This window comes from Streptomyces albus subsp. chlorinus (genome assembly GCF_013302895.1).
Lineage (GTDB): Bacteria > Actinomycetota > Actinomycetes > Streptomycetales > Streptomycetaceae > Streptomyces > Streptomyces chlorinus.
This window is the reverse complement of record NZ_VJOK01000001.1, coordinates 1,978,384-1,990,354: the sequence shown is the minus strand read 5'-3', so window position 1 is coordinate 1,990,354 and position 11,971 is coordinate 1,978,384. Positions and strand designations below refer to the sequence as shown.

General features: G+C 73.7%; 9 protein-coding genes. 4 read left to right on the top strand and 5 right to left on the bottom strand.

Going from position 1 to position 11,971, the window contains the following annotated elements; genetic code table 11:
• The 3 genes from FM076_RS08925 to FM076_RS08915 form a co-directional block, all read right to left on the bottom strand.
• Positions 1-216 (bottom strand): hypothetical protein (locus tag FM076_RS08925; RefSeq protein ID WP_173869382.1); only part of this gene is annotated, 216 nt, incomplete at its 3' end.
• A gap of 98 nt (positions 217-314) precedes the next feature.
• Positions 315-962 carry a LuxR C-terminal-related transcriptional regulator gene (locus FM076_RS08920; RefSeq protein WP_173869381.1) on the bottom strand — a complete coding sequence of 216 codons (648 nt, stop codon included), beginning with the start codon at positions 960-962 and terminating at the stop codon, positions 315-317.
• A gap of 324 nt (positions 963-1,286) precedes the next feature.
• On the bottom strand, positions 1,287-2,126 hold the full coding sequence (locus FM076_RS08915; RefSeq protein WP_173869380.1) for a trypsin-like serine protease: 840 nt from the start codon (positions 2,124-2,126) through the stop codon (positions 1,287-1,289).
• A gap of 580 nt (positions 2,127-2,706) precedes the next feature.
• On the opposite strand from FM076_RS08915, the gene FM076_RS08910 reads away from it, so the two are divergent.
• Positions 2,707-3,579 carry a putative protein N(5)-glutamine methyltransferase gene (locus FM076_RS08910; RefSeq protein ID WP_173869379.1) on the top strand — a complete coding sequence of 291 codons (873 nt, stop codon included), beginning with the start codon at positions 2,707-2,709 and terminating at the stop codon, positions 3,577-3,579.
• Between the two features lie 127 nt (positions 3,580-3,706).
• On the opposite strand, the gene FM076_RS08905 is transcribed toward FM076_RS08910, so the two are convergent.
• Positions 3,707-4,645: a Gfo/Idh/MocA family protein gene (locus FM076_RS08905; RefSeq protein WP_173869378.1), complete on the bottom strand. Its 939-nt coding sequence runs from the start codon at positions 4,643-4,645 to the stop codon at positions 3,707-3,709.
• Between the two features lie 223 nt (positions 4,646-4,868).
• Between FM076_RS08905 and FM076_RS08900 the strand changes: the two genes are divergently transcribed.
• Genes FM076_RS08900 through FM076_RS08890 form a run of 3 tightly spaced genes read left to right on the top strand, consistent with a single transcriptional unit; the run spans position 4,869 to position 9,359 of the window.
• Complete coding sequence (locus FM076_RS08900; RefSeq protein ID WP_173869377.1) at positions 4,869-6,335, top strand: aldehyde dehydrogenase family protein; 1,467 nt, start codon at positions 4,869-4,871, stop codon at positions 6,333-6,335.
• 10 nt (positions 6,336-6,345) lie between these two features.
• The gene (locus tag FM076_RS08895; protein WP_173869376.1) at positions 6,346-7,896 is read left to right on the top strand and encodes a GMC family oxidoreductase; all 1,551 of its coding nucleotides are present in this window, start codon (positions 6,346-6,348) and stop codon (positions 7,894-7,896) included.
• Positions 7,896-9,359, top strand: coding sequence for an APC family permease (locus tag FM076_RS08890; RefSeq protein ID WP_173869375.1), 1,464 nt, complete (start codon positions 7,896-7,898; stop codon positions 9,357-9,359). The genes FM076_RS08895 and FM076_RS08890 overlap by 1 nt, the downstream gene beginning before the upstream one ends.
• Here FM076_RS08890 and FM076_RS08885 read toward each other — a convergent pair.
• Positions 9,305-11,638 (bottom strand): MMPL family transporter, encoded by a 2,334-nt coding sequence (locus tag FM076_RS08885; protein ID WP_173869374.1) that lies wholly within the window; start codon positions 11,636-11,638, stop codon positions 9,305-9,307. The genes FM076_RS08890 and FM076_RS08885 overlap by 55 nt on opposite strands.
• Positions 11,639-11,971: the final 333 nt, after the last annotated feature.

The window sequence follows — 11,971 nt, the reverse complement described above, 5'->3', positions numbered from 1 at the left end:
CCGGCCGCCCGCGCCGTGTGCCGCCTGGGCGGCGACCGCCTGCCCGCCGCCCAGCGCGAGGCCCGCGCCGAGCGCCCCGGTGGTGCCCAGGACGGCACGCCTGCCGAGGGGAGTGGTGAGGGGCGAGGGGGGAGGGGTGCGTGCCCCGGGGACCGCGGGCTCGCCGGATTGACCGTACTTGTCGTATCTTCTGCGCTCGTCGATCGGCTCGTGCATCGGGGGTGCCTCCACCTGACGGATTCGTGCGGCAGTCTGCCGCTTGTCCGGCCGTATGTGACCAAAGACACGTACGGGGAGGCACGGTAACGAAGCGGTCAGCCCCGGTCGAGGTACGCGAGCACGGCGAGTACCCGCCTGTTGTCGTCGTCCGAGGGCGGCAGGCCGAGCTTTCCGAAGATGTTGGAGGTGTGCTTGGCCACCGCCCGCTCGGTGACGAACAACTGCGCCGCGATGGCCGCGTTGGACCTGCCCTGGGCCATCAGCTCCATCACCTCCCGCTCCCGCGCGGTGAGGTTCCCCATCGGCACGTCCTGCGAGCGCCGCGTCAGCAGCTGCTGGATGACCTGCGGATCCATCGCCGTGCCGCCCTCGGAGACGCGCCGCACGGCGTCCACGAACTGCTCCGCGTCGAACACCCGGTCCTTGAGCAGGTAGCCGACCCCGCCGTTGCCGTCCGCCAGCAGCTCGCGCGCGTACAGCTGTTCCACGTGCTGCGAGAGCACCAGCACCGGCAGCCCGGGCCGCTTGCGGCGGGCCTCCAGCGCGCACTGGAGGCCCTCGTCGGTGAAGGACGGGGGCAGCCGCACGTCCACCACGGCCACGTCCGGCTCCAGCTCCAGCAGGGCCCGGCTCAGCTCCGGCCCGTTGTCGACGGCGGCCGCGATCTCGAAGTCGAACGCTTCCAGCATCCGCACGAGTCCGTCCCTGAGCAGGAACAGGTCCTCAGCGATCACGACACGCACGGAAAGCTCCAAACTCGCTGCGGGGTGCGCCGGACGGCGGCGGGTCGCTCAAGAATCTACCGGTTCCTGCGGGTTGTCATGTCCCGCATGGTGACGGCGACCACCCCGTGCGGCCGTGCGGCCGTGCGGCCCGTGCGGCGATGTGGCTGTGCGGCCATGTGGCCGTGCGGCCATCGACGAGCCGGCCCCTCGTGGCGGGGGCTCCCACCGGACGGGAAGCCCCCGCCCCCTCGCAGGGGTCGGGACGCCCTCGCAAGGCCGCGCGCCCCACAGGGTTCGGGGCGCCCTCGCGGCAGACGGGGGCGCCCCTCGCGGGCAGGAGGGTCAGCCGATGGTGCCGCGTATCCAGCCGCGGTGCTCGGCGACGCTCGGGTAGATGTCGGGCGTCGAGGCGCAGTCGCCGACGGAACGGCTCGTCACGCCGGCCAGCTGCCAGCGCCCGTGCACCTTGCTGAGGGCGGGCGCGCCGGAGTCGCCTCCGCACGTCCCGGCGTTGCCGCCCGGGTTGTCGGTGCAGAAGTCGCCCTCGCGGATGCCCCAGGCGTCCCCGTCCGTCTCGTTGGAGGCGCACTTGGGCGTGTCGGGGGCCAGCACCGGCAGGTCCACCTCGCGGTGCATCACGGGGAGCTGGGAGGGGTCGTTGCCGGTCGCCTTGGTGTAGCCCCAGCCGGTCGCCCGGACGGTCTCGCCCGCCGCGGGGGTCCGGGACGCCAGCGGCGCGGGCTTCTTCGAGACCTTCGAGGACAGCTGGAGCAGGGCGAGGTCGTGCGCGCTGCCCCGGTCGTCGGCGTACGTGTAGCCCGGGTGCACGACGATCTTCTTCACCCCGGCGACCTCACCGCCCCGCGTACGGTCCAGCGAGCCGACCCGCACGTGGTACAGCTTCGGGTCGTTCACCCCGGCCGTGGTGGTCACGCAGTGGCCCGCCGTCAGCACCCAGCCGGCCGAGACGAGGGTGCCCCCGCAGCTGTGGCCGTCCGGGTCGTCGCCGCGCTGCTTCTGCAGGGAGACGACGAACGAGTACTGCTCGGTGGACTCGTGGCCGCCGATGATCTTCGTCTGGTAGCCGGAGTCACCCGAGGTGCCCGAGGCGGGGGCCGCGTGGGCGGCCGTCCCGGTCGTGCCCGCCGCGGCGAGCCCCAGGCAGAGCGCCGAGAGGGACACCGCCCGCGCGGCCCCGCCCCTCCCGCGGCCTGCTCCGCGGCCCGTCCCGCGCGCGGACCGGGGCGTGAGGTTGTCTGAGCTGCTGTTGATGGGAGTTTCCTTTCCGTGGCTCCCGCCGCGCCGGACGCGGCGGGTGGGGGAGTGCCCCCGAACGGCGGGGGCGGTACGGACCGCCACCGCGCGGGGCATGGCGGCGGCGCCGTACGCATCACCACATGACACGAACATCTCCCCGTTACGTGTGACGTGCCCATCTCACATGGTCAACTCCTTTGTGTCCACGCCTTATTGACGACCCCCTCCCACGCACCGGGAGGGGCGGCCCGCAGGCCCGGGGAAGACCGGCGTGCGCCCGCGCGCCCGGCGGGGTACTGTGCGACGGTCGCCGACAGGTGTTCGAGCGACGTCGGGACGACGACCCGGAGCACGACCGGGAGACGGTCCGGACACGACGCGGAGACAAGGAGGTGAGACGCATTTCCGCTGTGGCAGGCAACGCGTTCTCGCCTCGCGCCCGGCGGCCCCTCGCCGGCTGAGGGGCGCCGTGAGCGGCGGGGGCGCTCCGACGTGGAAGGCTCCCATGCAGCACACCGACCCCAACCCCGATCCCAACCCCATCCCCGCCCGCACCCCCACTCCTCCCGGCACCCCGCCCGGCAGCCCCCTGGACGCCGCCTCGCACGCGCCGGAGCTGGTCGCGCGGCTCCGCGCCGCCGGGTGCGTCTTCGCCGAGGACGAGGCCCGGCTGCTGTGCCGGACCGCGCGCGGAGCGGACGAACTGGCGGACATGGCCGCCCGGCGCATCGCCGGCGAACCCCTCGAACACGTCCTGGGCTGGGCCGCGTTCGCCGGGCTTCGGATCGCCGTCGGCCCCGGCGTCTTCGTACCCCGCCCCCGCACGGAGTTCCTGGTGCGCCGGGCCGCCGCGTGCGTACCCGAGGGAGCGGCGCCGCTCGTCGTCGACCTGTGCTGCGGCAGCGGAGCGGTGGGGGCCGCGCTGCTCGCCGCCTGCGGCGGACGCGGCGAACTGCACGCCGTGGACATCGACCCCGCCGCCGTACGCTGCGCACGGCGCAACCTCGCCGGACCCGGCCGGCACGTCCACGAGGGCGACCTGTTCGCACCGCTGCCCACCCGGCTGCGGGGACGGGTGGAGGTGCTGACGGCCAACGTTCCCTACGTCCCGACCGGTGACCTCCCCCTCCTCCCGCCCGAGGCCCGCGACCACGAGCCGCGCCCCGCCCTCGACGGCGGCCCCGACGGACTCGCCCTGCTGCGCCGGGTCGCCGCCCAGGCCCCGGAGTGGCTCGCCCCGGGCGGCACCCTCCTGACGGAGACCAGCTCGGCCCAGGCACCCGAGGCGGCCCGCGTACTGGCGGGGGCGGGCCTTGAGGTCACGGTGACGACGGAGGAGGAACCGCCGGCGACGGTACTGGCGGCCCGCCGCCCCTGATCCCGCCACGGACCGGCCTCCGCGCGGCCGACCCTCGTCGGCGGCCGGCCCTCGCCGACGGCAGGCGGACCACCCGAACGGTGCGGCCACCTGCCGGCGCCGGGGGCCCGGCCGTGCGGACGCGGCCTCAGGCGCCGGACCGGCCGGGCACGCCGGCCCCGGCCAGCTGCTCCTGGGCCGCGTGCAGGACCGAGGTGACGCTCTGGGCGAAGCGCGCTCCGCACGGGTGCTCCTGGCCCGTGCGGACCGCCGTGAGCAGGGCGTCGACGGCGCGGCCGAAGGAGACGGCCGGGGCCTCGTCCCGCACCGGCAGCTCGGCGATGCCCCGCGTGCCCCGCACTTCCGCCGTGACGCCCGCGGCCGAGGGCGCCACCGAGTGGCTGAGCGTGCAGGTGCTGGAGGCCCCGGAGGTGTGCCGCAGGACGAGGTGCACGGTGTCGCCGGCCCCGCCCGGTGCGGCCGTCACCGTCTCGACGGGCCCGAGCAGCGGGAGCAGGACCGACAGCGCGTGCGGTCCCACGTCCCACAGGGCGCCCTTCTCGCGGCGCCAGGGGGAGGCGGCGTACGGCGAGTCGGCGCCGCCGAAGACGGGGGAGAGCCAGTCGGCCCGGCCCACCTGCCAGCCTCCGTCCGGCGGCCGCGGCCGGGAGGCGTCGCCGGGAGGGGCCAGGTCGCGCAGCCACTCCGCGGTCGCGGCGCAGAAGTGCAGCGTGAAGAAGACGACGCAGCCCACACCGTTCCGCTCCACGGCCTCGGTCACCGCGCGGGCGCCCTCGGGCGTGGTGGCGACGGGCTTGTCCAGCAGCAGGTGGCACCCGGCGTCGGCGGCGCGCACCGCGAGCGGCGCCTGGACGTCCGGCGGCAGGGCGACGGCCACCGCGTCGCAGTCGGCGAACAGGGCGTCGATGTCGGCGTAGGGGCGGGTGCCCAGCCGCTGGGCGAGGGCGCCGGTGGGCTCGGGCCTGCGCCCCCACACGCCCACCAGGTCCGCGTCCGGGTGCGCGGCGAGTGCCGGGCCGTGCGTACGGTCCGCCCACGGACCGGTGCCGAGAAGTCCGAACCTCATACCCGGCACCCTAGGAGAAGCACCGCCGGCGGGGGAGACCGCCCCGGTCCCAGGGCTCCTGGCCCACCCCGCGGGCCCCGGCCTCCGTACGGGGGATCACCGCATTGCCCCATCGGTGCCGATTATCGCCCCGGACGCAGCCGCTCCCGGTGCGTCCCGTGGCCGCCGCGCCCGGCCCGCGCCATCGTGCCCCGGTCAGGACCGAGCGAGGGAGACGGGCGCGATGGCTGAGCTGTTCATCGACGGGGAGTGGCGGCAGGCCGCGGCGGGCGGGCGGCGGGAGGTGGTCAATCCGTTCGACGCCTCGGTGATCACCACGGTCGACGAGGCGGACGAGACCGATGTCGACATGGCGGTACGGGCGGCCAAGCGGGCCTTCGAGCGGGAGGACTGGTCGGCGGCCCCCACCCGGCAGCGCGCCGACGTCCTCCACCGCGTCCACGATCTCCTCCTGCGCGACAAGGAGGAGATCGCCCGCACCGAGACCCTCGACACCGGCAAGACCCTGGCCGAGGCCCGGATCGACATCGAGGACGTCGCGAACGCCTTCCGCTACTTCGCGGAGCTGGCCGGGAAGGACGGCGGCCGGATCGTGGACGTCGGCCCCGATGTGCTCAGCCGCGTCGTCTACCACCCCGTCGGCGTCTGCGCCCTGATCGCCCCGTGGAACTACCCCCTCCTCCAGGCGTCCTGGAAGGTGGCGCCGGCGCTCGCCGCGGGCAACACCTTCGTGCTCAAGCCGAGCGAGACGACGCCGCTGTCCACCCTCGCCCTGGTCCGTCTCATCGCGGAGGCGGGCGCGCCGCCCGGGGTCGCCAACCTGGTGCTGGGCTCGGGCGCGACCGTCGGCGCCGCCATGACCACCCACCCCGAGGTGGACCTGGTCTCCTTCACCGGCGGGCTGGCGACCGGGCGGAAGATCATGGAGAGCGTGGCGCCCGGCGTGAAGAACCTCGCCCTGGAGCTGGGCGGGAAGAACCCCAACGTGGTCTTCGACGACGCCGACTTCCCGGCAGCCCTCGACTACGCGCTGGACGCCGCGTTCCTGCACTCGGGCCAGGTGTGCTCCGCCGGGTCGCGGCTGCTGGTCCAGGACGGCGTCCACGACCGGTTCGTGGAGGAGCTGGGCGCCCGGGCCGCCGCCATCCGGCTGGGCAACGGCCTGGAGCCGATGACCGAGTCGGGCCCGCTCTCCTCCGCCGAGCACCGGGAGAAGGTCGAGAGCTACCTCCGGATCGCCCAGGAGGAGGGCGCCCGGCTGGTCACCGGCGGGCGCCGCCCCGACGACCCGGAACTGGCCGACGGCTTCTTCCTGCTGCCGACCGTCTTCGCCGACTGCGACCGCTCCATGCGCGTCGTCCAGGAGGAGGTGTTCGGCCCGGTCGTCACCGTCGAGCGGTTCCGCACCGAGGACGAGGCGGTGGAGCTGGCCAACGACACCAAGTACGGCCTGGCGGGCGGGGTGTGGACCAGCGACGCGGGCCGCGCCCAGCGCGTCGCCAACCGGCTGCGGCACGGCACGGTCTGGATCAACGACTTCCACCCGTATGTGCCGCAGGCCGAGTGGGGCGGCTTCGGGCGCTCCGGGATCGGCCGCGAGCTGGGCCCCACCGGACTGCGCGAGTACCAGGAGGCCAAGCACATCTACCAGAACCTCAACCCGGCCCCCTCCGGCTGGTTCAAGGGCTGAAGGAGCCGGTATGAACGACAGCGCCTTTGACTACGTCATCGTCGGCGGCGGCACCGCAGGATGCGTACTGGCCGACCGGCTGAGCGAGGACGCGGACTGCCGGGTGTGCGTCGTCGAGGGCGGTCCCAGCGACGTCGGTGACGAGAACGTGCTGCGGCTGCGCAACTGGATCAACCTGCTGGAGACCGTGTACGACTACGGCTACACCACCACCGAGCAGCCGCGCGGCAACTCGCACATCGTCCACTCCCGCGCCCGGGTGCTGGGCGGCTGCTCCTCCCACAACACCCTCATCAGCTTCCTGCCCTTCCCCGAGGACCTGGACGAGTGGGTGGCCATGGGCTGCGCCGGCTGGGACCCGGTCACGGTCCTGCCCTACCGCAGGCGGCTGAAGAACCACATCGTGCCCGTCGCCGAGGCCGACCGTAACCCGATCGCCAAGGACTTCGTGACCGCCGCCTCCGAGGCGCTGGGCGTGCCGGTCGTCGAGGACTTCAACCGCGCGCCCTTCCCCGACGGCACCGGCTTCTTCTCCCTCGCCTACGACCCGGCGACGAACAAGCGGTCCTCCGCCTCGGTGGCCTACCTGCACCCCGTCATGGACCGTCCCAACCTGACGCTGAAGCTGGAGACCTGGGCCCACCGGCTGGAGCGGGACGCGGCGGGACGGCTCACCCGCGTACGGGTGCGGTACGCGGACGGGACCGAGGGCACCGTGACAGCCGAGCGCGAACTGCTGCTGTGCGCCGGGGCCGTCGACACCCCGCGCCTGCTGCTGCTCTCCGGCATCGGACCCGCCGACGACCTGCGGGCCCTCGGCATCGACGTCCTCGCCGACCTGCCCGGCGTGGGCGAGAACCTGCTCGACCACCCCGAGTCGGTGATCGTGTGGGAGACCCGCGAACCGCTGCCGCCCAACTCCGCCATGGACTCCGACGCCGGACTCTTCGTGCGGCGCGACACCGGCCAGCCGCGGCCCGACCTGATGTGGCACTTCTACCAGGTGCCGTTCACCGTCAACACCGAACGCCTCGGCTACCGGGTCCCTGCGCACGGGGTGTGCATGACGCCGAACGTGCCGCGGGCCCGTTCGACCGGGCGGCTGTGGCTGCGCAGCGCCGACCCGGCACACCATCCCGCCCTGGACTTCCGCTACTTCACCGACCCCGACGGGCACGACGAGCAGACCATCGTCGACGGACTGCGACTGGCGCGCGAGGTGGCGAGGACGGCGCCGCTGCGCGGCTGGCTCAAGGAGGAGGTGGCACCCGGCCCGCGGGTGAGCACCGACGCCGAACTGTCCGAGTACGGGCGGCGCGTCGCCCACACCGTCTATCACCCCGCCGGCACCTGCCGGATGGGCGCCGCCGACGACCCGGCAGCGGTCGTCGACCCCCTGCTGCGGCTGCGCGGCCAGGAAGGGGTACGGATCGTCGACGCCTCCGTCTTCCCCTCCATGCCCACCATCAACCCCATGGTGACGGTGCTGCTGGTGGCCGAGCGCGCCGCCGACCTGATCCTCGGGCGGCCCGGACCCGCACCCGACGGGAGCGAACGCTGATGGCCGGCACGGCCGACGCTCCCGCCCCCGGAGGCCGCCAGGAGCACGGCTCGGAGTTCCGCAAGGAGATGGGGCCCTGGGCCAACTTCGCCCTCGGCTTCACCTACCTCTCGCCCGTGGTGAGCACCTACACCCTCTTCGGCTCGGCACTCGCCGAGGGCGGCCCGCCGATGATCTGGGCGTTCCTGCTGGCGGGCTGCGGCCAGTTCCTCGTCGCCCTCGTCTTCGGCGAGGTCGTCGCCCAGTACCCCATCGCGGGCGGCGTCTACCCGTGGGCGCGGCGGCTGTGGGGGATGCGCTGGGCCTGGATGACCGGCTGGGTCTACATGTGGGCCCTCCTGGTGACCATCACCAGCGTCGCCTACGGCGCCGGCCCCTACATCGCCATCCTCTTCGGCTTCGACTCCAGCGTGCACACCACGGTCATCTGCACCGTCGTCCTCATCGTCGTCGCCGCCCTGATCAACTACGCCGGGACGAAGGCGCTGTCGCTCGCCGCCATCATCGGCTTCAGCGCCGAGCTGATCGGCGCCCTCATCGTCGGCGTCTACCTGCTGGCCACCCACCGCGCCCACGGCGTCGGCGTCATCCTCGACACCTACGGCACCCAGGGCGAGGGCTCCTACGCCCCGGTGTTCCTGGCCGCGGCCATCATCGGCTTCTACCAGTACTACGGCTTCGAGGCGTGCGGCGACACCGCCGAGGAGGTCGCCCACCCCGGCCGCGTCATCCCCAAGGCGATGCGCCGCACCATCTACGTCGGCGGTGCGGCGGCCACCTTCACCTGCGGGTCGCTGCTGCTGTCGGTCACCGACTACAACGCGGTGATCTCCGGCAGGGACACCGACCCCGTGGTCAACCTCCTCTTCGACGCGCTGGGCGAGGCGGGGGCACGGCTGGTGATGGCCGTCGTCCTCATCTCCTTCCTCTCGTGCACCATCAGCCTCCAGGCCGCCGCCGGGCGCCTCATCTACTCCTACGCCCGCGACCGGATGGTCATCGGCCACCAGCTGCTGCGCCGCTTCTCCCACAAGCGGGCCGTCCCCGAGGTGGCCCTGCTGGTCGCCGCCGTCATCCCCGGCCTGATCGCCTTCGGCTCGCTCATCTCCGCCGACGCCCTCACCAAGATCGTCTCGTTCGCGATCCTGGGCATCTACGGCTCCTTCCAGATGGTCGTCCTCGCGGCGCTGCGGGCCCGGCTGAAGGGATGGCGCGCCACCGGCGAGTTCACGCTGGGCCGGTGGGGCCTGCTGGTCAACGTCGCGGCGCTGGCCTACGGCATCTTCGCCATCGTCAACATCTGCTGGGCCCGCACCCCCGAGGAGCCCTGGTACTCCAACTACATCGTGCTGCTGTGCGGCGGCATCGTCCTGGTGACGGGCCTGCTGTACATGTTCACCACCCACCACTACGGGCGCGGTGACGCCCCGTCCGGTGACGCGGTCCCGGCGAGCCGCTCGTAGGGCACCGCGTCCCACTCGTCCCGCGGCAGCGGGGGAGCGGGCACCGCCCCGTGGTGCTCGCCGTGCTCCAGGCGCGGCAGCCCGCGCAGCCACCGCGGCAGCCCGCGCAGCCACCGCGGCAGGTACCAGTTCCGCTCGCCCAGCAGCATCATCACCGAGGGCAGCAGCACCATCCGTACCAGGGTGGCGTCCAGCAGCACGGCGACGGCCAGACCGACACCCATCTGCTTCATGTCCTGCATCGACAGCGTCGCGAAGACCGCGAAGACGGCGACCATGATGGCGGCCGCTCCGGTCACCGCCCCGGCCGTCGCCCGCACGCCCTCCCGGATGGCCTCCCGGGTGCCCGCGCCCCGGTCGTGCGCCTCACGGATCCGGGACACCACGAAGACGTGGTAGTCCATCGACAGGCCGAACAGGACGACCAGCACGAACAGCGGCATCCACGACTCGACCGCGCCGACGGCCTCCGTACCCACGAGCGAGTCCCCCCAGCCGTGCTGGAAGACCGCCGTCATCACCCCGTAGGCGGCGCCCACCGACAGCAGGTTCAGCACGATCGAGGCCAGCGCGACGGGCACCGAGCGGAAGCAGACGAGCATCAGCAGGAAGGTGACGGCCGTGATGAACACGAACACCGGCACGATGCCGTCCTTCAGCTGGTCGTTGAAGTCCTTCGAACCCGCCAGCTCTCCGGTGACGTAGACCCTTCCCTCGGAAGCGGCCGGCTCCAGCGTCTCGGGCACGATCCGGTGGCGCAGGACGTCGAGGGCCGCCAAGGAGGTGCTGCCGGTGCCGTCACCCGCCAGGGGGACGTCGATGACCGCGACGTCGGCGCCCGCGTGGACCTCGGTCTCCACGCCCCGGCCGAAGTGCTCGCCGTCCGCACGCAGGGCACGGGTGAAATCGGCCAGCGCGGCCCGGGTCCCGGCCGAGCGGACGTCATCGGCCTTCAGCACGACGCGCGCGGGTGCCGGGCCGCCGGGGAAGGTCCCGGCGATCCTCTCGGCGCTCACCCGCAGCTGAGCGCCCTCGGGCATCTGCTTGTCGAGGGAGAGCTGTTCGGTCCTCATCCCCAGCGCCGGCGCGGCCAGCGCGAGCATCACCACGGCGGCCAGCACGGCGAACAGCCCCGGCGCCGCCAGCACGGGACGCAGCAGCGCGCCGGAGACCCGCCCGGCGGACCGGTGCCCACGCGCGCCCCTGCGGCGCCCGAGGAACGGGACCCTGCCCGCGTTGACGCGGTCGCCCAGCCAGGACAGCAGCGCGGGCAGGATCGTCACCGAGCCGAGCATCGCGATGAGGACGACCAGGATCGTCGCGACGGCGAAGCCCTTGAACAGCAGCAGCCCGGACAGGAACATGCCCGCCATCGCCACCATCACCGTCAGGCCCGAGACCAGGACCGCGCGGCCACTGGTCGCGGCGGCGATCCGCAGCGCCGTCTCCGCGTCGTGCCCCGCCGCCCGCTCGTCGCGCTCACGCCGCAGGTAGAACAGGCAGTAGTCGACACCGACGGCCAGCCCCATCAGCAGCATCACGGAGTTGGTCGTCTCGTCGATGTGCAGCCGGCTGGAGACCAGGGCGAGCAGGCCGTTGGCGGCCAGGAACGCGGTGATCGCCAGCGCGACGGGCAGCAGCGCCGCCACCAGCGCCCCGAACGCCACCAGCAGGATGCCCAGCGCCAGCGGCACGGCCGTCCACTCGGCCTTGGCGAAGTCGTCCCCGAGGATCTGGTGCAGCCACTTGCCCGCGCTGGCCTCGCCGTACTGGTGGATCTCCACCCCCGCGTCCCGGTGGGCGTCGCGGACCTTGTCCACGGCGGCGAGCACCTCGGTGACCGGCTTCTCGTCCCTCCCGTCGGGGTCGCCCCGCATCCGGAAGCCGATCAGCGCCGCCCGTCCGTCGCGGGAGGGCAGCGGCTCGCGGACGCTTCGGACCTCGCCGGTCCCCTCGACGGCCCGGACCACCTCGGCGGCGGCCGTCCGCCAGTCCCCCTTCCCCGGGCCGGAGACCATCACCGACTCCGCGGGCGGCTCCTCGATCCCCGCGTCCTGGAGGATCGCGGTCGCGCGCGCCGAATCCCGCACGGACTGCTCGGTGTCGGTCGGCCCGGTCAGTCCGGCCATCCCGCCGAGCGCGGCGGCCAGCACCACGAACAGCAGCCAGCCGAACACCGCCGTCTTGCGGTGCCGGGTGCTCCAGCCGCCCAGCCGCGCGGCGAGCCCCGCGCGGGGCGGCCGGCCGGACTGGACGGAACCGGTCGGTGGTCTGGTCATGGGTGCCCCCGTCTCTCGGTGGGGCCGGCTCTCCGGCCCGTCGCTGACCGGGACACGACGTTAGGAACGGCGGACGGGCCGCCCCAGCCGCCGGGCACCCCTGCCCGGAGAAGCAAAAGGAGAACCCGGGGGTGGTGCTAGGTCCACCCCCGGAACTCCAGCCTGGGCGAGTGCGCGGGCGCCGCCGAGGGGCGAGACTGGGGCAGTGCCCGCACCGGCGGGCACGGCGTACGAGAAGCAGAAGAGGCAGTAGTGGGCACCGCACGCGAGAGTGGGCACAGGGGAGCGACGGAACCCGTGGTGAGCGGTGACCGGGCCGAGGGGACGGGCATG

Coding starts and splice junctions, on each gene's coding strand:
- FM076_RS08890 (WP_173869375.1), top strand. CDS start 7,896: ATGGCCGGCACGGCCGACGCTCCCGCCCCCGGAGGCCGCCAGGAGCAC.
- FM076_RS08905 (WP_173869378.1), bottom strand. CDS start 4,645: ATGAGGTTCGGACTTCTCGGCACCGGTCCGTGGGCGGACCGTACGCAC.
- FM076_RS08895 (WP_173869376.1), top strand. CDS start 6,346: ATGAACGACAGCGCCTTTGACTACGTCATCGTCGGCGGCGGCACCGCA.
- FM076_RS08900 (WP_173869377.1), top strand. CDS start 4,869: ATGGCTGAGCTGTTCATCGACGGGGAGTGGCGGCAGGCCGCGGCGGGC.
- FM076_RS08885 (WP_173869374.1), bottom strand. CDS start 11,638: ATGACCAGACCACCGACCGGTTCCGTCCAGTCCGGCCGGCCGCCCCGC.
- FM076_RS08910 (WP_173869379.1), top strand. CDS start 2,707: ATGCAGCACACCGACCCCAACCCCGATCCCAACCCCATCCCCGCCCGC.